The following is a 24,051-nucleotide window of genomic DNA, read 5'->3' on the forward strand; positions in this document are numbered from 1 at the left end:
TTACACCTTAATTTTGGACAGTTTCAGGTTGATCAGAGACAGCGCACCCACCACGATGAAGATCACCGTGGCAATGGCCGCTGCCAGGCCAAAGTTCTGCCCGGAATCCTGGAATGCGATGCGGTAGGTATAGCTCACCAACAAATCGGTGGTACCTGCCGGTGTGCTGGCCCCAAGGATGTCAGGGGCACCGCCGGTGAGCAGCGCAATCAGGACAAAATTGTTGAAGTTGAAGGCAAAGCTGGCAATCAACAGCGGCATCAATGGCTTGATGATAAGCGGCAGCGTGATGTTGAACAGATTGTGGATTGGCCCGGCACCATCCATTGCGGATGCTTCATACAGATCCCTGGGGATTGCCTGCAGCAGGCCCATGCACAACAGCATCATATAAGGGTAACCGAGCCAGGTATTCACAATCAGAATCATCGTTCTGGCCAGAGCCGGATCACTGAACCAGTCCGGGCGGACACCAAAAAGTCCTTCCAGTACCAGATTGATCTCACCGAAGTTCTGGTTGAACAGCCCCTTGAATACCAGGATCGAGATAAACGCCGGCACGGCATAAGGCAAAATCAGCATGGTGCGATAGAACCCTTTACCCCGTATCTGATCCCATTGCAGCAGATTGGCCAATACCAGTCCCAAAGCCAGAGTAAACAGCACCGTGGCCAGGGCAAAAGACAGGGTCCAGACAAAGATCTGCAGGAAGGGGCCACTGATGCTCGGGTCAGTGACCACTTTAACGTAGTTGTCCCAACCGATATTTACGGTCCAGCCCGGCACCAGCTTCTGACCATCCGCATTCACATAGAAACCCGTGTCGTGATTGGGGAAGTAGGTTTCACCGGTCTGATTGTTGGTAAGCGTGCCATTGTCATGGCGGGTAAACTGGGGGTGAATGGCCGCAAAGGAACGCAGGCTCGCCTGGCTCAATTCACGGTTATCGTCGGTCACGAGTTTGAGTTCCGAGAGCGACTGCCGCAACTGGATGATGTCGCGGATCGCCAGCGGCTCTCCCTCAGGCATAGCGTCTGCGGGAAACACCGGGGCCCGGGTTTCTCCGTCAGCGAGGTCCACCGGCGGTGTCACCAGCGCCTGGTGCTCACCCTCCAGATAAAATACGTAGCCGCCCTCACTCTCGAAGGCTTTGAAATCGTAACGAACGTCTTCCGACTGGTAGGTTCGGCTCAACAGGTTCTCGTTCACCTGTTCAAAGCTCAACAGGTTACTGGCACTGTAGTTAGTGAATCCGATACCGACGGTGTACATCAGCGGGAAAATCACAAATAACCCCATGCCAGCAATGGCAGGGAAAATGTACCGGTGCGCATACAGCCGTTTGCTGACAAATACAGCCACAGCCGAGGCCGTCAGCACCAGGAACAGCATGGCAAACACGAATTCGCGCTGCACATACAGGGCCAGAATCAGGTAGAGCGCAGCGGCAACCAGAGCGGCCAGGGCGCCCCACTTCAGGAATACTCGAATCATGGAAGATCTGCTTTCGAATGCGGGAGAGGACAGGGTTTCCGTTATCATTGTAGTCAGCCCGATTGGCACCGTCGCCCGGCCGGCGACGGCAGGTTCTCAGTCACATCAGGTGTCGGGCGGGGCCTTCCCTGGCCCGTAACCCGAGCGCCGGTCTCAGCGGGTAATGCGCTGGGCGGCTGCGTTCAGGGCATCTTCAACCGGCTGGCGGCCAGAGGTCATGTTCTGGAGCGCGGGCCCCATGGATGACCAGAATGCCCCCATGGCCGGCACATTGGGCATGGGCTCGCCCAGCTGGGCATTCTCGAAGGTGGCTTTGATGTTGGGATCCGAAGAAAGCTCATCCATGAACGCCTTGTTGGCAACTGCGCCCAGAGGAACATCGTCGTTCACCATCTTCAGGCCCTTGACCGAGAGCGCGTAATTCTCCAGAAATTCCACCGCCAGGTCCTTGTTCGGGCTCGCAGAGTTAAGCGTTGCTGCCATCACACCGACCATGGGCTTGCTCGGTTCGCCATTCACCGTTGGCAGTGTGGTCACACCGAAGTTGATACCACTCTTGCGAGCATTGGCCCAGGCCCAGGGGCCATTGATCATCATGGCGGTTTCGCCCTTGTTGAAGCTGGATTCCATAGCACTGTAATCCGCTCCACGGGGCATCACACCCTCTTCGATGAGCCGCACCAGCGCGTTGGCACCGGCCATGGCACCCTGGTTATTTACGCCGGTGTCACTGACGTTAACCGAACCATCGGCATTCTCGGCGAAAATATAGCCGCCATCGGCCGCCAGCATGGGCCAGGTGAAGTAGGTATTGTTGTAATCCCACAGAATCGCCCGTTTGCCGTCCTCCGCCAGGGTCTTGTGTACGGCGGGAATGTCTTCAAAGGCCGTTGGTGGCTCCGGCAACAGATCCTTATTGTAGATCAGGCCTATCGATTCAACGGCCATCGGGTAGCCATACTTCTTGCCATCCACGGTGACGGCATCCCAGGTGAATTCGTAGTTGGCGTCGATCACCTTCTGGGACGGCTTGATCTCGGAAATGATGCCACTCTGGGCCCACTCGCCAACACGATCGTGGGCCCAGATAAAGATATCCGGTCCATTGCCGGTAGCGGCAGACTGCTGGAATTTATCGGTGGCACTGTCCGGGTGAGCAACCTCAACCGGAATGCCGGTTTCCTCGGTAAACCAGTCACCGACTTGCTGCAGGCCGTCATAGCCCTTGTCGCCATTGATCCAGACAACCAGTTTGCCCTCCTCAATCTCGGCAAGAGCTGGCGCAGCCATGCCCAGGCTGGCGGCAACCACAGAAATGGCAAGGGTGCTGCGAATAAAGGTTCGACGATTCATCAGGTTATTCCTCTGTGTCTGATTGCTTTTTTGTTCTTGTCCGGCCTACCACGAGGTTGCCTGGCCGGGCCTGACGCAAATCTTTCTTTTGCGAATCTCTGCACTGTGTTGCAAAACGGCGCTGTAGGCATCACCCCTTATATCATTCCCCGAGGCGTAGTATGGGGGAGTAGACCGGCGTAGAAAACTCCTTCTCCCGGTGCGGGCCGAAGTCTGGTTACATGGCAGCAACAACAACCAGGACCCGTCCGGAGTGTCGCGCCATGCAGCCATCCTTTACAACTACAGCCCTATCCACCGTTATTGCCGCCCTTGTGCTGAGCGGTTGCACCAGTACCAGTACCAGTACCAGTACCAGTAGCAATAGCAGCACGATGCCTGCAGGGCCACAGACTCGCCTGCAGGGGGATACCTTCTGCGAAGCGGCGACCACAGAACTGGTCATCCCCGTCGCCGGCACCTTTGCCGATGGCCAACGGGTTCGCGATTACTACACCGGCCGTACCGCCGTTGTCCGTGACGGCCAGGTCACCATGGCCCCCGGAGAACAGGCCGAAGGACTAGTACTGCTAGAGGCGGCCAACTCAGAAGCCGGACAGTTTACCTGGGGTGGCGCGACGGTGTACTTCGCCGTCACTGACCGTTTTGCCAATGGCAACCCGGACAACGACAATAACTATGGCCGAAAACCGGACGGGAAGAACGAAATTGGCACCTTCCATGGCGGCGACTTTACAGGCCTGGCACAACGGCTCGATTACCTGCAGGCACTGGGCGTAAATGCTCTCTGGATTACACCACCGTTTGAACAGATCCATGGCTGGGTGGGCGGCGGTGACCGGGGTGATTTCCGGCATTACGGCTACCACGGCTATTACGCCCTGGATTTCACCGTACCCGACGCCAACTTCGGTACCCGGGAAGAATTCCGGACTCTGGTGGAGCAAGCCCACCAACGGGGCATTCGGGTGGTACTGGATGTGGTTATGAACCACCCCGGTTACACCACACTTCAGGATATGCAAACCTTTGGCTTCGGCTCTCTATACGACGGATTCGAAAAGCACCTGCCCGAGCGTTGGGGAGACTGGAGGCCGGAATCCTGGGAGAACTTCCACGCCTACCACGCGTTCATTGACTATGATCACCCGGACTGGTCCGGCTGGTGGGGCAAGAACTGGGTGCGGGCCGGCATTGCCGACTACGAAACGCCGCCGAATGCGTCCATTGATGAAGTGCGTGGTTCTCTGGCTTTCCTGCCGGACTTCAAGACCGAATCTGACCAGGCCGTTGGTCTTCCCGAGTTTCTGAAAAACAAACCGACCACCCGGGCCACAGAACTGGAAGACGCCACTGTGCGTGACTATCTGATCACCTGGTTAACGGATTGGGTCCGGGAATTTGGTATCGATGGTTTCCGCGTTGATACCGCAAAACATGTGGAACCAGAAGCCTGGACCGAACTCAAGGCGGCCGCCCAACAGGCCCTGGAGGATTATCGTCGAGCTAATCCGGGCGAGGCTCTGCCCGCGGAGGAGTTCTGGATGGTCGCAGAGGTGTTTCCACATTCCGTTCAGAAAAGCAGCTACTTTGACGCTGGCTTCGACGCTGTGATCAACTTCGACTTACAGGAAGAGGCTGCCGCCGGGGCGCGCTGCCTGCCGGCCATGGAATCGGTTTATGCCGATTACGCCAACCGTTTGAATGGCGACGATCCCTTCAATGTCCTGAGCTACATTTCCTCTCACGACACGACCCTGTTCAGCCGTATTGCCGATAGGGATCCACAGTTGCAGAAACGCGCCGCTGCGGCCCTGTTGCTGACGCCCGGCGCTGTTCAGCTGTTTTATGGCGATGAATCCGGGCGCGAGTTCGGACCCACCGGCTCGGACGCCCACCAGGGCACCCGCTCGCCCATGAACTGGCAGTCCATCGACTCAGGCCAGGTTAACAGCATCCTGGAACACTGGCGCGCCCTGGGACAATTCCGGGAGCGCCATCCGGCCATCGGAGCTGGCAGCCATCGCATGATCAGCGCGAACCCCTATGTGTTTTCCCGACAATATGGCGATGACCGCGTTGTCACTGCCTTTGGAGCCCACCAGCCATGAGCACAGAATACGGCACCTGGTTACGCGATACCCCGCTGATACTCGGCATGATGCGCCTGCTCGACCACCCGCAACTGCTTCGCGCCCAGACTCTTGCGGGCTGGATCAGCCATCAGGTCGACCAGGGTCTTGACGTGTTTGACCACGCCGATATTTACGGCGATGGCGCTTGCGAGCGCCACTTCGGGAAAGCGCTGGCCACAGCGCCGGGCCTGAAACAGAAGATACGTGTCATCACCAAGGCCGGCATCGTACCGGGCCATCTCGACACCAGCCGCTGGCAGACCAAGCATTACCGGGCCGAGGCCGACTACTTGCGGCAGGCTATTGATGGAGCCCTGCAACGATTGCAGCTGGAACAGATTGATACCTTTCTGATTCATCGACCGGACCCACTCATGGATGCCGGGGCGGTTGTGCGGGTACTGGAGCAGGCCGTCGCGAACGGAAAGGTCAGCCATATTGGCGTGTCTAATTTTATGCCGGATCAATGGCGATGGCTGCAACAGCACACCCCGCTGCCACTGGTCTGCAACCAGTCCGAGCTGTCGCTGGCCCGTGCCGATGCGCTCTTCAACGGCCAGCACGACGCCATGCTCTGCGACCGGTTGAGGTGGCTTGCCTGGTCACCGCTGGCCGGCGGACAAATGGCGAATGCCGTGCCTGAGGATCTGGTGAGCGAGGCGAGAGAGCAAACCGGCCTTTGCCTTAACGGCCTGGCCGTCGCCTGGATCCGTCAGTTACCGGGTAGCCCGATACCGGTGCTGGGCTCCCTGAAACAGGAACGAATTGCGGCGGCTTCCGCCGGAGCAGATACATCGCTGCCCCGCCCCTTATGGTATCGGCTACTGGAAGCGGTACGGAGCGCGCCGGTGCCCTGATCGAACATGCATTACCCGGCGACCACCTCGGCCACTCGCTCCTGCAGGGCTGGTACCACCTCCAGTTCAAACCAGGGATTCTTTCGCAGCCAGAGGTTATTCCGCGGGCTGGGATGGGGCATGGGAATGACAGCAGGCCAGAACTGCTGCCAGCGCCGCACATTTTCGGTAACCGCACGCCTTGCGCCGGGAATATGCCAGGCATGAGCGTATTGACCGATCAACAAGGTCAGGCGAATCTCCGGCAAACGGTCGAGCAATGCCTGGCGCCAGGCCGGCGCACATTCCGGGCGCGGCGGAAGATCTCCGGATTTGCCGGTGCCCGGATAACAGAACCCCATGGGCAGGATGGCGAGTTTCTGTTCATCGTAGAAGGTGTCGCGAGTAATACCCATCCATTGGCGCAGCCGGTCGCCACTGGGATCGTTGAACGGCAGACCGGTTTCATGCACCCGTCGGCCCGGCGCCTGCCCGACGACCAGAATGCGGGAGGATTCGCTGAGCTGGACCACCGGCCTGGGCTCGTGCGGCAAGGCACCGGCGCAAATCCGGCAGGCCCGGACCTGCCGGACCAGCTCATCAAACGACAGCTCCGCCAGAGTTCTGGTCATACCTCGGGATTGCCCAGTGCTTCGGCAGCCCCCAGCAGACCGGTATAGGCCTCGGTTACCACATAGACTGGTGTGAATTCCAGTAACGGGCGCATGCGCCCCTTGTCTTCAAAGCCGTTACGGAACGGGCTCTCCAGAAAAAACTCGAGGAATCTGGGCAGAATGCCGCCACACAGGTACACGCCACCCAGACTTCCCAGCGTCAGCACCGCGTTGCCTGCGGTACGCCCAAGAATCTCGCAGAAGTGCCGAAGGGTTTCCCTGGCCAAGGCATCGGAGGCGTCCACAGCCGCTGCTGTGATCTTCTCCGGAGCATCCAGCGGCGCCGCCACACCACGGATTTCGGCGTGGGCCTGATAAAGGTTCAGCAGACCCTGGCCGCACAGAATGCGTTCCACCGATACCCGGCCAAAGCGGGCGCGCAGTATCTGCAATACCTGCATTTCGAGATCATCCGTTGGCGCATAGTCGACGTGACCGCCCTCAGTCATCAGCGGAACCCAGCCGTTATGGATGGGCACCAGACCCGACACACCAAGGCCGGTACCCGGCCCCATCACCAACCGCGGGCGGCGGGGGTCGCCCGGGCCACCGCAGACATGCACCAGATGGGATTCCGGCGCATGGGGCACGCCCAGGGCCATGGCGGTGAAGTCGTTGATCACCTTGAAAGCCGACCAGCCAAACTGCTGACGGACGTCTTCGATGTCAAAACGCCAATGGTTGTTGGTCATCCGTACCTGGGTACCCTGTACCGGCGATGCCACCGCCAGGCAAGCCTGCCCGACCGCCTCAACACCCGCGCGGCGCAAATAGTCAACAATTGCCGCATCCAGATTCTCGTAGTCACTGCAGGGCAGCACTTCGATGGCCTGCGGCTGCACCTCGCCCTCGCGGACCAGCGCAAAGCGGGCGTTGGTGCCGCCAATGTCGCCAACCAGGGAATAGGATGTTGCGGTCATGCGTCGTGATTCCAGAAAAAACTCGCCCCTTCTTCGGGGTTGCTGGACGACCGGCGCAGCCAGCCAAACAGCTCCCGACCAAAGCCATGATGATACGCGCTCAGGTCCGCCTTTTCAGGTGCCCGTGCGGCAAATTCCTGATCGCTGACGGCGATGCTCAGGTTGCCAGCGACGGCGTCCAGGCGGATCACGTCACCGTCCTGTACCCGGGCCAGTGGCCCGCCGTCCAGCGCTTCCGGATACACGTGAATGGCCGCCGGCACCTTGCCAGAGGCCCCCGACATACGACCATCCGTCACCAGGCCGACTTTGAATCCGCGGTCCTGCAGCACCCCCAAATAAGGTGTCAGTTTATGCAGCTCGGGCATACCGTTGGCTTTCGGCCCCTGGAAACGAACCACTACGATGCAGTCCCGGTCCAGATCGCCCGCCTCAAACGCCGCCTTGAGATCATTCTGGTCATTGAATACCACGGCGGGCGCTTCGATCACGTGGTGTTCCGGCGCAACCGCCGACACCTTGATGACGCCCCGGCCCAGGTTACCGTCCAGAACTTTCAGGCCTCCGTTCGGGGCGAAAGGCTCGGCGGCGCTGCTCAACACATCCGGCGCAAGGCTCTTTTCAACGGCCGGTTTCCAGACCAGGCGTTCGCCGTCCATCTCCGGCATCTGGGTATAACGCTCCAGGCCATGGCCCACCACCGTGTTGACATCGTCATGCAGGAACCCGGCGTTCAGAAGTTCACGAATCAGGAACGGCGTGCCGCCGGCTTCGTGGAAGGCGTTGATATCTTCCTGGCCGTTCGGGTAGATGCGGGTCATGGACGGCACGGCTGACGACAGTTCGGAGTAATCGTCCCAGTTGATGATAATGCCCGCAGCCCGGGCAATGGCGATCCAGTGGATGGTGTGGTTGGTGGAGCCACCGGTCACCAGAAGCGCTACCAGCGCGTTGACGATGGATTTCTCATCCACCATGTCCGCCAGCCCCAGTTCGCCGCCGTGGGGTTTGGACAGCTTGATCACCTGTTCAGTGGCCGCGCGGGTCAGCGCCTCGCGCAGCGGAGTGCCCGGATTGACAAAACCAGAGCCCGGAAGGTGCAGCCCCATGACTTCCACAAGCAGCTGGTTGCTGTTGGCGGTGCCGTAAAAGGTGCAGGTACCCGGGCTGTGGTAGGACTTGCTCTCCGCCTCCAGCAGCTCATCACGACCAACTTTGCCTTCGGCATAGAGCTGGCGGATGCGCTGCTTTTCTTTATTGGGCAGGCCAGAAGGCATGGGGCCGGCGGGCACCAGAATGGTCGGCAGGTAGCCGAAGCTCAGGGAGCCAATCAACAGGCCCGGTACGATCTTGTCACAGACACCCAGAAGCAGTGTGGCATCGAACATGTTGTGGCTGAGCGCCACAGCGGTGCTCATGGCGATGGTGTCCCGGGAGAACAGGCTCAGCTCCATGCCCGGCTGACCCTGGGTCACACCATCACACATGGCTGGGGTGCCGCCGGCAAACTGCGCCACCGAACCCATGCCGTGGGCAGCTTCGCGGATGATATCCGGGAACTTTTCATAAGGCTGGTGGGCCGAAAGCATATCGTTGTAGGCTGATACGATGGCCACATTGGCCTTGTTCATGAATTTCAGGGTGTCTTTGTCCGCCTGACTGCAGGCGGCAAACCCGTGGGCCAGATTACCGCAGGACAACGTGCTGCGATGGGGCGATTGCGCCTTGAGCGCTGCCATCCGGGCCAGATAGTCCTGGCGGGTGGCACGGCTGCGCTCGATGATGCGCTGGGTGACCTTGTCTACGATGGGGTGCATGGCGAACTCCATATGGGTTGTTGCAGTGATCAGGCACTGCAATCCGTTTGTTATGACTGTCGTCTTTGTGAATGTAATTTTACCTATTTATTTTGAACTTTGAACCCGAATAACGTTCATTTTTCGTTTTTTTGTTGTTATATTTACTACATCGCAAGCCGTAATCGAACAAAAAACAGCCAATACAGGAGTCGACTCATGACCATCCGCATTGCCATTAACGGTTTTGGCCGCATCGGCCGCAACGTACTCCGCGCCCTTTACGAAAATGACTACCGCAAACAGATGCAGGTGGTTGCCATCAACGACCTGGGTGACGCCGAAACCAACGCTCATCTATTAAAGTACGACAGCGTTCATGGCCGCTTTGACGGCGTTGTCAGCCATGACGCCGAGTCTCTGACGGTGAATGGCGATCGCATTGCCATCACCGCCATTCGCAACCCCGAAGACCTGCCCTGGAAAGACTACCATGTGGATGTGGTGTTCGAATGCACCGGACTGTTCACCAAGCGGGACAAAGCCGCCGCCCATCTTAAAGCGGGCGCACGCAAAGTCATCATTTCTGCACCCTCACCCGATGCAGACGCCATGGTAGTTTACGGCGTTAACCACGATATTCTGAATGCCGGGCACGACGTGATCTCCAACGCTTCCTGCACCACCAACTGCCTGGCGCCGGTGGTTGAGGCCCTGCACAAAACCGTGGGCATCGAGAGTGGCCTGATGACCACCATTCACTCCTACACCAACGACCAAAAGCTGAGTGACGTCTACCACACCGACCTGTACCGTGCGCGCTCTGCCACCCAGTCGATGATCCCGACCAAGACCGGCGCTGCTGCAGCCATTGGCAAAGTGATACCGGACCTGAACGGCAAGCTCGACGGCCTGGCCGTGCGGGTGCCCACCATCAACGTGTCTCTGGTGGACTTCGGCTTTATCGCCGGCCGCGACACCACCGTTGAGGAAATCAACGAGGCCGTCAAAGCCGCGGCAGAGAACAACCCGGTACTGGGCTACAATGTTGAGAAACTGGTCAGCGTTGATTTCAACCACAATGCCCTGTCCAGCGTCTTTGACGCCAACCATACCCGGGTCATTGGCCGTCACGTGAAAGTCATGGCCTGGTACGACAATGAATGGGGCTTCTCGAACCGGATGCTGGACAACGCGATCGCGCTCATGAATGCCAGCAAGTAACCGGGCAAGACCGGCCGCATTTCACCGGAACAAAAGGAACATACACATGCTCAGGCGCACCAAAATTGTCGCCACCCTCGGCCCCGCTACGGATTCCCCGGAGTCCCTGGCCTCCATCATCAAGGCCGGGGTTGACGTTACCCGACTGAATTTCTCCCACGGCAGTGCTGACGAGCACATCGCCCGGGCCCGCCGGGTTCGGGAAGCGGCCGCCGCCCAGGGCCGTTTTGTCGCTCTGCTGGCAGACCTGCAGGGTCCGAAACTGCGGATTGCCCGCTTCACCGACAACAAGGTGTTTCTCGAAGCCGGCCAGACCTTCGTACTGGACGCGGCCATGGACAAGGAAGCCGGCAATGCCGAGCGGGTTGGCATTGATTACGAGCAACTGATCAATGACGTCAAAGCCGGCGATATCCTGGTGCTGGACGACGGCCGCATTGAAATGGAAGTGCAAGCGGTCGATAGCCAAAGCATTACTTCGAAGGTGCTGATCGGCGGCCCCCTGTCCAACAACAAGGGCCTGAACAAGCGCGGCGGCGGCCTCTCTGCCGAAGCGCTGACCGAGAAAGACAAGCAGGACATCGTAACCGCCGCCCGCCTGGGTGCGGACTACGTGGCGGTGTCGTTCGTGCGCACTGCCGAAGACATGCACACCGCCCGCCGGTTGCTGAAAGAGGCAGGCTCGGAAGCCGGCCTGGTGGCCAAGATCGAGCGGGCCGAGCTGGCCCACGACGATGCCGCGCTGGACGCGGTGATTGAAGCGTCCGACGCCGTTATGGTGGCCCGGGGCGACCTGGCGGTGGAAATCGGCGATGCGGAACTGGTGGGCGTGCAGAAGCACATCATCAGCCGCGCGCGGGTGCTGAACCGTGCCGTGATCACCGCCACCCAGATGATGGAATCGATGATCACCAACCCGATGCCGACCCGAGCTGAAGTATCAGACGTGGCCAATGCGGTGATGGACTACACCGATGCGGTGATGCTGTCCGCCGAGACGGCCGTGGGCGACTACCCCACCGAAGCGGTGGAAGCCATGGTGCGCATCTGCCTGGGGGCTGAACGCCACCCCACCATGCACCAGTCCAAGCACCGGATTCACGAAAGCATGGAACAGGTGGATGAAGCCATCGCACTGTCTGCCATGTATGCGGCCAACCACCTGAACGGCGTCACGGCGATTATCTGCATGACGGAAACCGGTGCAACGCCCCGGCTGATGTCCCGCATCAAATCCAGCCTGCCAATCTTCGCGTTCTCCCGGCATCACACCACCCAGCACCGGGTGGTGATGTATCGCGGCGTTCAGACGGTTCCGTTTGATTCCGCCAAACTGCCAAACGAGCAGACCAATGCCGAAGCCATTGCTGAGCTGCAACGGCGTGGTGTGGTGAAGGATGGTGATCTGGTGGTCATCACCAAGGGCGATTACGTCAACGCCCAGGGCGGCACCAACACCATGAAAATCGTTCGCGTGGGCACTGACATCCGCTAACGAAAAAGCGGGCCCTGCAGCCCGCTTTTTCCCTCTGGCTCTCACCAGAATTCATGTTGACGACACATGACCGTTTGCCAGTTACCTCCCGGTAACTGGCTTTTTTGTGCCTATCGCTCAGACCGGATTCAAAGATCCGCCAGGCTGGCGCGGGCAATATCGGTGATCTCACCCCAACGACCTGCGGCAATAGCGTCAGCGGGTGTCAGCCAGGAACCGCCTACCGCTTTTACGTTCTTCAGCGCCAGGTAATCCGCGGCTGTCTTGCGGTTAATTCCGCCGGTCGGGCAAAAGGTCACATCCGGGAACGGGCCGCTGAACGCCTTGATGGCCGGTATACCACCAGACACCTCCGCCGGGAAAAACTTGAATTCCCGGTAGCCAAAGGCGTAGCCCATCATCAGTTCCGATACGGTGGAAATGCCGGGCAACAGTGGGGCCTCAGAGGTCACACCAAACTCCAGAATGGCCTCAGTCACGCCCGGCGTGATGACAAACTGGGCACCGGCGGATTCCACCTGGCGATACTGCGCGATACTGGTCACGGTACCCGCGCCTACCCAGGCCTCGGGAATGGCTTTGCGAATCTGCTCGATGGCGCGCACGCCATGCTCGGTGCGCAGGGTGATCTCCAGAACGCGAATGCCGCCGTCTACCAGAGCGCGGCACAGGGGCAGCGCGTCCTCGGCATTCTGGATGGCAATGACCGGCACCAGCGGCGATGCGGCCAGCACCGCCTGCACCCGGTCGCGGTGGTAATCAGACAATTGATTCATTGAAGTCTCCAAACTGTATCTCTGTTGGTGGGCTGGACAATCGTCAGTGTGTGGGCTCAGGCGCTCCAGAACACCTTCAGGCCGGGCTTGAGAAAGCCACGAATCGGCATCGCATTCACCTGATCAACCGCCGATGCCGCTTTCGCCAGGGTATCCAGCTTGTCGTCGCCTTTCAGATGCAGGGCGGTCATTCTGGCCTGGCTCAGCAACGGGAACGACAGCGTGATACGGCTCTGGGGCTGGGAAGGCGGGTGTACGGCAACGGCCGGCTCACCTTCAGCGGCGGTCATGGCCCGGTGCAGTTCCGGCGCATCCGGAAACAGCGAGGCGGTGTGGCCATCGTTGCCCATGCCCAGAATCAGCACATCAATGGGCTGGGCCAGATCGCCCAGGGCCGCCACAACCGCGGCCATGCCCTCTTCCGGCGTGTCACCATCCTGCTTCAAAGACACGAACCGGGCAGCCGCCGCCGGCCCCGCCAGCAAATGCTGCTTCACCAGCGCGGTGTTGCTGGCCGGGTCGGACTCCGGTACCCAGCGCTCGTCCGCCAGCGCCACGTCTACCCGCGCCCATTCCAGAGGCTCCTGGCTCAGCACCTTGAAAAACGGCAGCGGCGTGGACCCACCGGATACCACCAGGCTGGCCCGGAGCGCTTCGGCAAGCCGCCGGCCCAAAGCGGCCGCCACGGCTTTCGCCAACTGTCGAGCCACCGCATCGGCGTTACTGCCGGCGATCAGCTCAATGCCTTCCGGCAGGTTCAGCTCAGGCGTCTTCATACCAGCTCCTCCCGTCCCGGGTAATCATGGCGATGGAGGCCACCGGCCCCCAGGTGCCTGAGGCGTAACGCTTCGGCGGCTCGTCGCTGTCGTGCCAGTTCTGGATCACCTGATCGACCCAGCGCCACGCGTACTCCACCTCGTCCCGGCGCACGAAGAGGTACTGGTTGCCCTTCATCACTTCCCAGAGAAGACGCTCATAGGCGTCCGGAATGCGATCGCTCTCGAAGGTTTCCGAGAAGGTCAGCTCCAGCGGCCCCTGGCGCAGGCGCATGCCTTTATCCAGACCCTGGTCCTTGGTGAGAATTTTCAGCGCCATGCCTTCATCCGGCTGCAGGCGGATGATCAACTTATTATTGGCCAGATGCTTCTGGTCGGAATCAAAGATGTAGTGTGGCGCCGGTTTGAAGTGAATGATGATCTGGGACATCTTCTCCGGCAGGCGTTTACCGGTGCGCAGATAAAAAGGCACGCCCGACCAGCGCCAATTGTCGATCTCCACTTTCAGGGCGACGAAGGTTTCGGTTTCGCTGCCGCGATTGGCGCCGTCCTCTTCAAGATAGCCCGGCACCGGCTTGCCCATAATGGTGCCCGCTGTGTACTGACCGCGCACCACGTGGGTTTCCATCATATTGGGGGTGATCCGTTTCAGCGCTTTCAGCACTTTCACTTTCTCATCGCGAATACTGTCCGCCGAGAGGTCCGCCGGCGGGTCCATGGCAATGAGGCAGAGCAGCTGCAACAGATGGTTTTGCACCATATCCCGAATCTGGCCGGCCTTGTCGAAGTAGCCCCAGCGGCCTTCAATACCGACACTCTCGGCAACGCTGATTTCCACGTGGGAAATGTGGTTCTGGTCCCACTGGGAAGCAAACAGGTTGTTGGCAAAACGCAGGGCGATCAGGTTCTGGACCGTCTCCTTACCCAGGTAATGATCAATGCGAAACAGCTGGTTTTCGTTGTAAACCTCACCCAGCTCGTCATTGATCACCTTGGAGGATTCCAGGTCGTGGCCGATGGGCTTTTCCACTACGACCCGGGTGTGTTCGTTGCAGCACTGGGACGATTTCATGTTGCGGGCAATCACGCCATACATGGAGGGAGGCGTGGCCATGTAGACAATCAGTTCGTTGTTGACCGCATCCCGCCATTCATTGAGAGCCTGATACCCTTCCTGATCTGCAAAATCCAGGCAAAGATAGTCCACGCGCTGGAGGAAGTCGTTCGCGATGTTTTCGTCGAACTCCGCCGGCTTCACGTGCTGGCGCAGCTTCTCCAGCAGCTTGTTTCGCACCTCATCGGTGCCGGCCTCATTTCGGGCAATAGCCAGAATCCGGCTGCCGTCCGCCAGCAGGTTGGCACGCTCCAACTGATACAACGCTGGGAACAGCTTGCGCTGGGCCAGATCGCCCAGAGCGCCAAAAAGCATCAGGTCACAACGGGTGTTGGTTTGGTTGACCATGGGTTCCATCTCTCTTTTTTATTCAGGCACCGGACGAGCGGCACCAGGCTCCAATCATTAATGTAGTAATTTTAGCCAAATAATGACATTCAAACCGCAAAAATCCAAGTCAAACTTCCGTTTATTGATATTTTTACTACGGCACGAGTTTCGAAAACGCGTTATAATCCATCCGGTTTTCTAATAACGATCGCACAAGATGCAGGGAGTACCCACCCATGGCGACAAACCAGGCGCACCGGGACGACAACCTTCTGGAAGATATCCAGTCCCGTCTGGACACCTTAAACAAGTCCGAGCGCAAAGTGGCCGAAGCCATTCTCAAGGACCCGACCGCCGCCACTCGCTACAGTATAGCGGCGCTGGCCCGTGCTGCCGATGTCAGTGAACCGACGGTCAACCGATTCTGCCGCGGTTTCTCCGCCACCGGATTTCCGGATTTCAAGATCCGCCTGGCCCAGAGCATTGCCACCGGCACCCCTTATGTGGGCCAGAACGTCGAGGCCGACGATACCGTGGCCGAGTTCGCTGACAAGATCATGCTAAGCACCATCGCCAGCCTGGACAAAGCTCGCCAGTCTCTGGACCCGAAAGCCCTCGCTACCGTCATCGATTACCTGATCCAGGCCAAACAGATCAACTTCTTCGGCATGGGTGGCTCCGCCTCAGTGGCCCTGGATGCCCAGCACAAGTTCTTCCGCTTCAATATTCCGGTGATGAGCTACGACGACGCGCTGATGCAGCGCATGGTGGCCGCCGGCAGCCAGGTCGGCGATGTCATCGTGCTGATCTCCTACACTGGCCGTACCAAGGAAACCGTCGAAATCGCCCAGGTGGCTCGGGAAAACGGCGCCACTGTGATTGGCATCACAAATCCGGATTCCCCGCTGGCCGAGTGCTGTACCGCCATACTGGGCGTGACCGCGCCCGAAGATACCGAGGTCTACATGCCGATGTCGTCGCGCATCATTCACCTGACGGTCATCGACATCCTCGCCACCGGTGTCACCCTCAAGCGCGGCAAGGATTTTCTCAGTCATCTCAAGAAGATAAAGGAAAGCCTCAAAGCCACACGGTTCCCCCAGAACGGCTAAAGCGCCCTCAACATCTCTGGTTGCCGGAGTCTACAACGGCCTCGACAACCGCAGCTCCTCCTTCTACCCCCCCCTCCCCCTGAAAACTCACCCCCCAAATTCTTCAAGGCGGAGGATGTACTGACTCCCGCGTTACAACACCATGAAATCCGGTTTCCCAATGTCTGATTGGCAGAAGCTGCAATCCCGGGAACCGGAAGCCTGAACCGGGCGGACATCCCGGGGATTCCGTTCCCTGACATTAAAAAATGACAAAAAGCACAGGACACAAACGATGCAAAACAACAAGCGCTTCTTCGGTAACAAGCTACCTCTTGCTGCAGCGGTTACTGCTACGGTGATGACCACGCCTGTCATGGCCGCCAGTCCCATCGATTTTCACGGATATGCGCGTGCTGGTCTGAGCACAACCTCTAGCGGCGGAGAGCAGCTGTGCTATGGCAGCGGTGCCAATGCGCACTTTGCAGGTCGCCTGGGTGACGAGTGTGATACCTACGGAGAGCTCAGCCTGGGGAAGGAACTGTTCAACCAAGATAGCAAGGTTTTCCGGTTCGATAGCATGCTTGCTTATGAAGCCCTGAACCAAGGTAATGACTACCAAACCCTGAACGGCCCAAATGAGGTGACCGGAGTAGAATTACGCCCCAACCCCAATAACCCCAATGGAGGGCAGATCGTCGAGACTACAAGAGCCCAATCCGAACCCTGGGCGGGTGGCGACTGGGCGTTGCGCGAGGCCTACGGTTCAGCGAAGGGCGTTATTGGGTGGGCCCCCGAAGCAACCTTGTGGGTAGGCAAACGTTACTACCAGCGTAAAGACGTTCATATACTTGATCTGTATTACGTTAATAACTCAGGCTACGGTGCCGGTCTCGAAAGCATAGATCTGGGAGCAGGGAAATTCTCCTTAGCCTTTACCAACTTTGACACCCCGGGGCGCCTCAGCGAAATCGAAACTCAGGTCCAGAACAACAAGCTGGATCTGCGCTACACCTTCCCTGTCGGTTCCGGCAACCTGGAGCTTATCGGTATTTATGGATACGCCGACCTGACCGACGCCCAGGATGACGCTCAAGCGAACGTCAGCAAGGACATCAACCGTGATGGTTACTTTCTGACCGCCGAATACTCCCAGGGCATCATGGGCGGCTTCAACAAATTCATCGTACAGTATGCCAAAGGCTCCATGGGGGACCAGGCTTATGTCTCGCATGGTGGCGGAGTGTCATTGAACAGCACCTGGTGGGCAGGCACCTTGGAAGAGTCCTGGCGGATTCTGGACTGGGGTGTGGTCAAACTGAGTGACAAAGTTGAACTGGCTTACTCCGCGCTTTATCAGCAGGGTACCGCCTATGGCCCTCTCGCCGATGAGGACGTCGACAAGCTGAGCGTCGTGCTTCGCCCCCAGTACAACTGGACCAACTTCATGAAAACTTCGCTTGAAGTCGGCTACACCTCTGAAAACAGCGTAAACACTACGGAAAGCAGCGATCTATCCAAAGTTGTTATCGCTCAGGAATGGAGCCCAGGCTCCGGCTTCTGGTCACGTCCGAGTCTCCGCCTGTATGCCGGTTCATTCTTCGGCGACCGGGCAGAAGCCCGCAATGACGACGGCGATATCCGAGTAGGCGCCCAGGTTGAAGCCTGGTGGTAATGCCCTGAGCACCACACTCTCTTGTTGGACCTCCCCTGGGCCGGCTCTTGCCGGCCCTTTTTTGTCATCCCCTACCAGAACTACGCCCCTCTGCCACGCCTGACTACGCCCTAGAATACCAGGCCTGGGGGGGATGTCCTCTGTTTCGCTTCACGCAACCATGAAGGTGATCCGGAGAGGATCATCTACCAACAAAAACAAATGGAAAGAGGACTTTGACCATGTCTGACCAAACGAGGCTCTTGGGCGGCCTGATCTTCAGCCTTGCACTGACCCTTACCGGTTGCAACTCCGACAGCGGCAGTGATTCTCCCGACAGCGGCGGAGAACCTCCCAGCAATGAACTACTCGAACCCGGCCCCAATGAAGCTCTGCTCTATTACAAACGACCGGATGCCAGCTACGACGGCTGGGGCCTGCATCTTTGGAACGACGCGGCCAGCGGCTGTGATGGCCTGGCCGAGGACGTACCCACGTCGTGGGAGGAACCGCGACTGCCGGACGGTATCAGCGACACCTACGGCGCCTATTTCTTCATCCCCATGCGTGACGCCGGCAACTGCCTGACCTTCATCATGCACAAGGGTGACGAGAAAGATCTGGGCGGCCTTGATCATCGCTGGAATTTCGACGCCCTGGCGCCCAGGATCTTTACGCTCAGTGGCAGCCAGGAGCTTTCAACCACGCCGCTGGAAGCGGACCGAATCACCATCAATGGCGCCAGCGCTCACTGGCTGGACGCCTCCACGCTGGTGTTCCAGAACACCGCTGCGCTGGATCGCGTTGAGCTTCGCTATGATCAGAACGCCGAGATCACCGTGAATGATCGTGAGCAACTGAAAGGTGGCCTCACGTTGAACCTGAGCCGCACAACGATGCCGGCTGCGCTGGCCGAGCAGTTCCCCCACCTGTCGGACTGGCCAGCCTATACGGTTGAGGCAGACGAGCAAACCATCAAGCAGGCGCTGAAAAGCCAGCTGGTCGCCGCCGCTTTCAATGGCAACGACGATCTGGTGTTTGCCACCCAGGTACAGACGCCCGGAGCGCTGGATGATCTGTTCGCCTACGACGGGGAACTGGGCGCTGTCGTGACAGGTTCTGACGTCAAATTTGCCGTCTGGGCACCGACGGCTCAATCGGTCCGCCTGTACGCCTTCGACCAGGCCACGGGCGAGGTGCTTGCCGGCTACCCGGTCAGTCTGGCCGAAACCGATGGGGTCTGGCGTCACACCGGTAATCTTGCGGAACTGGATCGGCAGTACTACCAGTACGAGGTCACCGTTTACCACCCTCGCACCGGGCAGATCGAGACGACAATGGTCTCCGATCCATACGCACTGAGCCTTTCAACTAACGGCCAATACGCCCAGGTCGTCGACCTCAACGACCCCGACCTTAAACCCATGGGTTGGGACAGTCTATCGCCACCGACGTTGCTTGCCCCCGAAGACGTCGTGGTCTATCAAACCCATATCCGGGATTTCAGCGCTACGGACAGCACCGTCGAGGCCAGCGACCGCGGCAAATACACCGCGTTTGCAGAGCCTGCCGACGGCAGCGTCGACAGCGTGGCTCACCTGAAATCCCTGGCCGACGCCGGCATTACGCACCTGCACCTGCTGCCGGCATTCGACATCGCCACCATCGATGAGAATCCGGACAACCGGGTTGACATCGACGACCCCTTCTCACGCCTGTGCGAGCTGTCAGAAAGCGCTGCAGCCGAATACGCAGGCCTGTGCGGCAGCAGCGACTCCATCCGGTCGGTGCTCGCGGGCTTCGACCCGCTGTCAGGCGATGCCCAGGCGCTGTACAACACCTTCCGCGCGCTGGACAGTTTCAACTGGGGTTATGACCCGGTGCATTTCACTGTCCCCGAAGGTTCCTACGCCACCAATGCGGAGGGTGTGCAGCGCATCATCGAATTCCGCCAGATGGTTCAGGCCGCCACCGACCTGGGCCTGAACGTGGTGATGGACGTGGTGTACAACCACACCAACGCGTCCGGGCTTGCCGAGAAGTCCGTCCTCGACAAGCTGGTGCCAGGTTACTACCACCGTCAGAACCCGGTCACTGGTAATGTCGAGCAGTCCACCTGCTGCGAAAACACCGCATCCGAACACCGGATGATGGAGAAACTGATGATCGACTCCCTGGTGACCTGGGCCGAGCAATACGGCATTTCCGGGTTCCGGTTCGATCTGATGGGCTTCCATATGCTGAGCAACATGGAAAAGGCCCTGGCGGCGGTTCAGGCCGTCGATCCGGACACCTACTTCTACGGGGAAGCCTGGAATTTCGGCGAAGTTGCCAACAATGCCAGAGGTAAAAATGCCATTCAGGCCAACATGGCCGGCACCGGCATCGGTTCTTTCAACGACCGCCTGCGGGATGCGGTTCGCGGTGGCGGTCCTCTTGACAGTGAAGCAGGTATCCGCCGGAATCAGGGGTTCGCCAACGGTTTGTATACCTTCCCAAATGACCTGAACAGCGGTAGCGAGGATGAGAAAAACCGCCTGCTGATCACATCGGACTGGATCCGCGTGGGAATCGCAGGAAGCCTAGCCGACTATCGTTTCGTCACCGCGGATGGCACCGAGAAATCGGGTCGGGAGATTGACTATAACGGTCAACCGGCCGGTTACACCGCCGACCCACAGGAAATCATCAACTACGTGTCCAAACACGACAATCAGACCCTTTGGGACAACAACCAGTACAAGGCACCCTACGCCGCCACCCTGCAGGAGCGGGCGCAGATGCAGGTTATCGCGCTGTCGATACCGCTGCTGAGCCAGGGCATACCGTTCTTGCACATGGGCTCTGAACTGTTGCGCTCGAAGTCCATGGAGCGGGACAGCTATGATTCCGGCGACTGGTATAACGAGATCGATTTCAGCTATGCCAGTGCCGCCTGGAACCGGGGCCTGCCCCGCCAGGACAAGGACGGTGCCAACTGGCCGCTGATTGAGTCCGTTATTCTGGATGCAGGCAACAACGCCAACCCCGATCGGGCCCACATTGAGTACACGCTGGCGCAAGTTTCAAAACTTTTGAACGTGCGTCGGGACAGCCCCCTTCTGCGACTGAAAACCGCCGCTGACGTTCAGGAACGCCTGAGCTTCATGAATACTGGCCCGGATCAGATTCCCGGCGTGATCGTCTTCCGACTGGCCGATGGTGACGGCACTGCGTTGGCCAATCTTGACCCGGTGAGAGACGACCTGTTCGTCGTCATTAATGGCTCTGATTCGCCACAGACCCTATCCGCTCCGGACACCGGATTCACTGTCTGGGCCGATACCTCCCCTGCCCAGTCTGCGGCTGCCAACGCTGGCGAGTTCCTGGTGCCCGGGCTCTCGGTTGCGGTATTTGCCCGCTGACCGGCGGGCCTCAACACAGCCGGCCATGCCGGCTGTGGCCATTGATAACAAGGAGAACAACATGAAAAAAGTACTTGGCAATCTGGCGCTGGTCTCTGTGCTTGCCATGACCGGTTGTGCCACCACCGGTGGTGAACGTGACTACAGCCAGTCACTGTATCTGCGCGGGCAGTTTGCCTGGTGGGATGCCCTGCCCGAATACAAGATCAAGAAGGTCGACACCGGCGTCTACCGAACGGAAATCGAATTAAAGGCTGACGGCCAACCTTACGAGTTCAAGTTTGGTGATGCCAATTGGTCTGCTGACTCAAATTGCGGATACCTCTCAGAGGCAGACAAGGATGTAAAGCTTGATACACCGGTCAAAGCAAACTGCAGCGCGGTGTTCGAGAACTTCCGCTTTAACCCACCCGAAAACGGCGTGTATGGCTTTTATTTCGACGTGACCGGTGAAACGCCCGAGGTCTACATACAGAAATCAGAGTAAGCGCTCTCGGCACAACCAAAAAAAGGGCACCAGACAGGTGCCCTTTTTATGTTGCGATTCTATCCGGTCACAAAATTCCTACGGCCGCTCAATCTCAGCCTGATTACGCAGGTACTGCTGGTAAGCAGTGTATTCCCGCTGACCTTCGAGCTGCGCCATGAACTGCCTGAGCTGGGTATATTCCTGGCTTTCACGGTCCACTTCACCGTCGTTGACGGCTTCAAGAACCACCACGGCCGCCTGCTCAGATGACACCGCTTTACCGGTTGTGATACCGCCATCATCCGGCCGAGGCATGGAGAACACCTTCTGCAATACGTAGGTTTCCAGATCGGCGCCACCGCGGCCCTGATCATCGTAGGTCTGCCAGCTGTCTGTGCTGAGCTCTCCGGATTCGACGCCGGCGAGTACCTCGTCAGCACGGGCACTCAGGGCATCGCGAACTGCCGCGGCTTCCAGAACACCGACAATCTCGTCACGCACCTCAGCAAGTTCCTGCTGACGGGGCTCGCGGTACTCACTCACCCGGGCAACCACAGACACATCATCGCCGACATCGATCAGCTCAGTGTTGTATCCGGCGTTCAGAACGTCTTCCGAGAACAGCTGTCGCACAAGGCCGTCATGATCAAACGGCGCGCGGCCACCCTCTCGGGTAACGCCATCTGCCTGCCGCACTTCCAGCCCCAGTTCCTCCGCAGGACCTGCCAGATCGTCAGCGGTGTAGACTGCGTCTGCCAGCCGGGTCCGAACCTCGGCAAACCGCTCGCTGGCCTGGGCACGGGCCAGTTCCGTACGCAGTTCATCGCGCAGCTCCTCGAAGGTTGGCGGCTCGCTGCGGCGAACTTCCTCAAGGCGGATCAGGTGCACGCCAAAGCTGGTTTCCACCGGCTCGGAGACTTCACCCGTCTCAAGCGCAAACAACGCATTCTCGAAGGCCTCGTCATAGACACCGCGGCCGGCAAAACCCAGGTCACCGCCCTGCTCTGCCGATACCGTATCGATAGAGAATTCCTCTGCCAGAGCCGCAAACGATTCACCGTCGGCCAGCCGCTGCTGGATGGTGGCCATGGTTTCGTCTGCATCGGCATCGGCTTCGATCAGAATGTGCGCGGCGCGGCGCTCTTCCCGGGCGTATTCTTCCGCCTGCTGGTCATAATAGGCACGCAGATCGTCTTCTGAGATCTCGATCGACTCTGCCAGCTCGCCGAGCGACAGCGTGATGTAGGCGGCGTCTACCTGCTCGGCTTCCCGGAACTGATCACGGTTGTCTTCGTAATAGGCAGCAACGGCGTCATCGCTGATAGAAACCTGCTCGGCCACATCCGAGGCATTCACCGTCCAGACACGGAAATCCCGGGTCTGGTTCTGGATAGCCAGCAGTTGCTCCGCCTGGGCGGGAACCGCAAGGCCAGTCTGGACAATCGCCGCACGGACCTGCTTAACCACATAGTTCTTGCGCAGGCTTTCACGGAATTCGGCAACACCCACACCCAGGTTACGCACAGTAGCCACAAAGCGGTCTCGGTTGAACTGACCATCCACCTGGAACTGGGGCATCTGGGTAATCAGGGAATCGATGTCGGCATCGGAAAGTTCGAGGCCCTGGTTGGCAGCGTCCTGGGTGAGCACGGCTTCCTGGATCAAAGCCTCCAGAACATCCCGGCGAACCTGGTCTTCATCCACCAGTGACGGATCCGGGTTTTCCATCTGCATGAGGCGTTGCTGGGTTTCCAGCTGAACGGTGCGCAGGAACTCCCGTTCGGTAATGTCGTTGCCGTTAACGGTGGCCACTTCCGGTTCACCGGTGAAGCCGCCAATGATCGCGTCCATCCCCCAGATCGACAAGGAAATGATCAAAAGGCCGATAATAACCTTTGCGATGGTGCCCTGGGCATTATCCCGAATATCTTGAAGCATGTTATTCCTGAATCCCTGTTCAAGGTCGTGCGGATGTTTTGTTGGCGAGAAGCTGTTCTGGCAGCCCCTTCTTAACGCAAAAAGGCGCACCCTTTACGGAATGCGCCTCGAGTTCCTGCGGCAGCTCCCGCGTGCGAAAGCCGCCAAAGAAAGAACCGTTACTTAACGGCGTCTTTCAGGGCCTTACCTGCTTTGAAGCCAGGTACTTTAGAGGCCGCGATCTTGATTTCAGCGCCGGTCTGCGGGTTGCGGCCGGTACGGGCTGCACGCTCTTTCACAGAGAAGGTACCGAAACCGATCAGGGTAACCTGGTCGCCTTTCTTCAGAGCACCGGTGATGGAGCTGGTCATTGCATCCAGCGCACGGCCAGCTGCTGCTTTGGAAATATCTGCGGATTCTGCAATTGCGTCGATCAGTTCGGACTTGTTCACACTAAACCCCTTCGATTTCAGGTTGAAGATGTTATAGGTCGGATTTTTTTAGCGGACTTTTCCGACTATCGCATAAGCAGTCGGAGAATTCCATTCTTCTGTTTTTTATTCCTTGCGGTGTTTCACCGGTGATCGGAATAG

General features: G+C 58.8%; 18 protein-coding genes. 8 read left to right on the forward strand and 10 right to left on the reverse strand.

Translation table 11 applies throughout. The annotated features are described in order from the left end of the window. Both malF and malE read right to left on the reverse strand, forming a co-directional pair. Complete coding sequence (gene malF / locus AC13DJ_RS09345) at positions 1 to 1,494, reverse strand: maltose ABC transporter permease MalF (protein WP_482933430.1); 1,494 nt, start codon at positions 1,492 to 1,494, stop codon at positions 1 to 3. A gap of 153 nt (positions 1,495 to 1,647) precedes the next feature. Continuing rightward, positions 1,648 to 2,847 (reverse strand): maltose/maltodextrin ABC transporter substrate-binding protein MalE, encoded by a 1,200-nt coding sequence (malE, locus tag AC13DJ_RS09350; RefSeq protein WP_482933431.1) that lies wholly within the window; start codon positions 2,845 to 2,847, stop codon positions 1,648 to 1,650. 263 nt (positions 2,848 to 3,110) lie between these two features. Between malE and AC13DJ_RS09355 the strand changes: the two genes are divergently transcribed. After that, on the forward strand, positions 3,111 to 4,958 hold the full coding sequence (locus AC13DJ_RS09355; protein ID WP_482933432.1) for an alpha-amylase: 1,848 nt from the start codon (positions 3,111 to 3,113) through the stop codon (positions 4,956 to 4,958). After that, on the forward strand, positions 4,955 to 5,839 hold the full coding sequence (locus tag AC13DJ_RS09360; protein ID WP_482933433.1) for an aldo/keto reductase: 885 nt from the start codon (positions 4,955 to 4,957) through the stop codon (positions 5,837 to 5,839). The genes AC13DJ_RS09355 and AC13DJ_RS09360 overlap by 4 nt, the downstream gene beginning before the upstream one ends. An 11-nt stretch (positions 5,840 to 5,850) precedes the next feature. Here the strand turns inward: AC13DJ_RS09360 and AC13DJ_RS09365 are convergent, their stop codons facing one another. Genes AC13DJ_RS09365 through edd form a run of 3 tightly spaced genes read right to left on the reverse strand, consistent with a single transcriptional unit; the run spans position 5,851 to position 9,229 of the window. Beyond that, the gene (locus tag AC13DJ_RS09365; RefSeq protein WP_482933434.1) at positions 5,851 to 6,450 is read right to left on the reverse strand and encodes a uracil-DNA glycosylase family protein; all 600 of its coding nucleotides are present in this window, start codon (positions 6,448 to 6,450) and stop codon (positions 5,851 to 5,853) included. Continuing rightward, positions 6,447 to 7,412 carry a glucokinase gene (locus AC13DJ_RS09370; protein ID WP_482933435.1) on the reverse strand — a complete coding sequence of 322 codons (966 nt, stop codon included), beginning with the start codon at positions 7,410 to 7,412 and terminating at the stop codon, positions 6,447 to 6,449. Before AC13DJ_RS09370 ends, AC13DJ_RS09365 begins: the two co-directional genes overlap by 4 nt. After that, positions 7,409 to 9,229: a phosphogluconate dehydratase gene (gene edd, locus AC13DJ_RS09375; RefSeq protein WP_482933436.1), complete on the reverse strand. Its 1,821-nt coding sequence runs from the start codon at positions 9,227 to 9,229 to the stop codon at positions 7,409 to 7,411. The genes AC13DJ_RS09370 and edd overlap by 4 nt, the downstream gene beginning before the upstream one ends. A gap of 198 nt (positions 9,230 to 9,427) precedes the next feature. Between edd and gap the strand changes: the two genes are divergently transcribed. Together gap and pyk are read left to right on the forward strand one after the other, a co-directional pair. Then, positions 9,428 to 10,432, forward strand: a complete 1,005-nt coding sequence (gene gap / locus AC13DJ_RS09380; RefSeq protein WP_286873950.1) for a type I glyceraldehyde-3-phosphate dehydrogenase — start codon at positions 9,428 to 9,430, stop codon at positions 10,430 to 10,432. 46 nt (positions 10,433 to 10,478) lie between these two features. Further along, entirely contained in the window at positions 10,479 to 11,927 is a 1,449-nt protein-coding gene (pyk, locus tag AC13DJ_RS09385) for a pyruvate kinase (protein ID WP_286873952.1), read from the forward strand. Between the two features lie 128 nt (positions 11,928 to 12,055). On the opposite strand, the gene AC13DJ_RS09390 is transcribed toward pyk, so the two are convergent. The 3 genes from AC13DJ_RS09390 to zwf are packed head-to-tail and all read right to left on the reverse strand — an operon-like array spanning position 12,056 to position 14,941. Next, a complete protein-coding gene (locus AC13DJ_RS09390; RefSeq protein WP_106760832.1) occupies positions 12,056 to 12,703 on the reverse strand; it encodes a bifunctional 4-hydroxy-2-oxoglutarate aldolase/2-dehydro-3-deoxy-phosphogluconate aldolase in 648 nt (215 codons plus the stop codon). A 56-nt stretch (positions 12,704 to 12,759) separates the two neighbouring features. Continuing rightward, entirely contained in the window at positions 12,760 to 13,479 is a 720-nt protein-coding gene (gene pgl / locus AC13DJ_RS09395; RefSeq protein ID WP_482933437.1) for a 6-phosphogluconolactonase, read from the reverse strand. Further along, on the reverse strand, positions 13,466 to 14,941 hold the full coding sequence (zwf, locus tag AC13DJ_RS09400; protein WP_286873960.1) for a glucose-6-phosphate dehydrogenase: 1,476 nt from the start codon (positions 14,939 to 14,941) through the stop codon (positions 13,466 to 13,468). The genes pgl and zwf overlap by 14 nt, the downstream gene beginning before the upstream one ends. A 218-nt stretch (positions 14,942 to 15,159) precedes the next feature. Here zwf and AC13DJ_RS09405 point away from each other — a divergent pair, with 218 nt between their 5' ends. The 4 genes from AC13DJ_RS09405 to AC13DJ_RS09420 all read left to right on the forward strand — a co-directional run bounded on the left by AC13DJ_RS09405 (position 15,160) and on the right by AC13DJ_RS09420 (position 21,559). Further along, positions 15,160 to 16,035 (forward strand): MurR/RpiR family transcriptional regulator, encoded by an 876-nt coding sequence (locus AC13DJ_RS09405; protein WP_482933438.1) that lies wholly within the window; start codon positions 15,160 to 15,162, stop codon positions 16,033 to 16,035. 274 nt (positions 16,036 to 16,309) lie between these two features. Further along, a complete protein-coding gene (locus AC13DJ_RS09410) occupies positions 16,310 to 17,689 on the forward strand; it encodes a carbohydrate porin (protein WP_482933439.1) in 1,380 nt (459 codons plus the stop codon). A 221-nt stretch (positions 17,690 to 17,910) separates the two neighbouring features. Next, on the forward strand, positions 17,911 to 21,072 hold the full coding sequence (pulA, locus tag AC13DJ_RS09415) for a pullulanase-type alpha-1,6-glucosidase (RefSeq protein WP_482933440.1): 3,162 nt from the start codon (positions 17,911 to 17,913) through the stop codon (positions 21,070 to 21,072). Between the two features lie 61 nt (positions 21,073 to 21,133). Further along, on the forward strand, positions 21,134 to 21,559 hold the full coding sequence (locus tag AC13DJ_RS09420; protein WP_482933441.1) for an early set domain-containing protein: 426 nt from the start codon (positions 21,134 to 21,136) through the stop codon (positions 21,557 to 21,559). Between the two features lie 78 nt (positions 21,560 to 21,637). On the opposite strand, the gene AC13DJ_RS09425 is transcribed toward AC13DJ_RS09420, so the two are convergent. Continuing rightward, positions 21,638 to 23,479, reverse strand: coding sequence for a SurA N-terminal domain-containing protein (locus tag AC13DJ_RS09425; protein ID WP_482933442.1), 1,842 nt, complete (start codon positions 23,477 to 23,479; stop codon positions 21,638 to 21,640). A 158-nt stretch (positions 23,480 to 23,637) separates the two neighbouring features. Next, positions 23,638 to 23,910, reverse strand: coding sequence for an HU family DNA-binding protein (locus tag AC13DJ_RS09430; protein WP_022988046.1), 273 nt, complete (start codon positions 23,908 to 23,910; stop codon positions 23,638 to 23,640). Positions 23,911 to 24,051 lie beyond the last annotated feature (141 nt).

It is taken from the genome of Marinobacter sp. L-46, assembly GCF_056859535.1.

Excerpts from the sequence above, each read along its gene's own strand:
- malF (WP_482933430.1), bottom strand. The coding sequence starts at position 1,494 with ATGATTCGAGTATTCCTGAAGTGGGGCGCCCTGGCCGCTCTGGTTGCC.
- malE (WP_482933431.1), bottom strand. The coding sequence starts at position 2,847 with ATGAATCGTCGAACCTTTATTCGCAGCACCCTTGCCATTTCTGTGGTT.
- AC13DJ_RS09355 (WP_482933432.1), top strand. The coding sequence starts at position 3,111 with ATGCAGCCATCCTTTACAACTACAGCCCTATCCACCGTTATTGCCGCC.
- AC13DJ_RS09360 (WP_482933433.1), top strand. The coding sequence starts at position 4,955 with ATGAGCACAGAATACGGCACCTGGTTACGCGATACCCCGCTGATACTC.
- AC13DJ_RS09365 (WP_482933434.1), bottom strand. The coding sequence starts at position 6,450 with ATGACCAGAACTCTGGCGGAGCTGTCGTTTGATGAGCTGGTCCGGCAG.
- AC13DJ_RS09370 (WP_482933435.1), bottom strand. The coding sequence starts at position 7,412 with ATGACCGCAACATCCTATTCCCTGGTTGGCGACATTGGCGGCACCAAC.
- edd (WP_482933436.1), bottom strand. The coding sequence starts at position 9,229 with ATGCACCCCATCGTAGACAAGGTCACCCAGCGCATCATCGAGCGCAGC.
- gap (WP_286873950.1), top strand. The coding sequence starts at position 9,428 with ATGACCATCCGCATTGCCATTAACGGTTTTGGCCGCATCGGCCGCAAC.
- pyk (WP_286873952.1), top strand. The coding sequence starts at position 10,479 with ATGCTCAGGCGCACCAAAATTGTCGCCACCCTCGGCCCCGCTACGGAT.
- AC13DJ_RS09390 (WP_106760832.1), bottom strand. The coding sequence starts at position 12,703 with ATGAATCAATTGTCTGATTACCACCGCGACCGGGTGCAGGCGGTGCTG.
- pgl (WP_482933437.1), bottom strand. The coding sequence starts at position 13,479 with ATGAAGACGCCTGAGCTGAACCTGCCGGAAGGCATTGAGCTGATCGCC.
- zwf (WP_286873960.1), bottom strand. The coding sequence starts at position 14,941 with ATGGTCAACCAAACCAACACCCGTTGTGACCTGATGCTTTTTGGCGCT.
- AC13DJ_RS09405 (WP_482933438.1), top strand. The coding sequence starts at position 15,160 with ATGGCGACAAACCAGGCGCACCGGGACGACAACCTTCTGGAAGATATC.
- AC13DJ_RS09410 (WP_482933439.1), top strand. The coding sequence starts at position 16,310 with ATGCAAAACAACAAGCGCTTCTTCGGTAACAAGCTACCTCTTGCTGCA.
- pulA (WP_482933440.1), top strand. The coding sequence starts at position 17,911 with ATGTCTGACCAAACGAGGCTCTTGGGCGGCCTGATCTTCAGCCTTGCA.
- AC13DJ_RS09420 (WP_482933441.1), top strand. The coding sequence starts at position 21,134 with ATGAAAAAAGTACTTGGCAATCTGGCGCTGGTCTCTGTGCTTGCCATG.
- AC13DJ_RS09425 (WP_482933442.1), bottom strand. The coding sequence starts at position 23,479 with ATGCTTCAAGATATTCGGGATAATGCCCAGGGCACCATCGCAAAGGTT.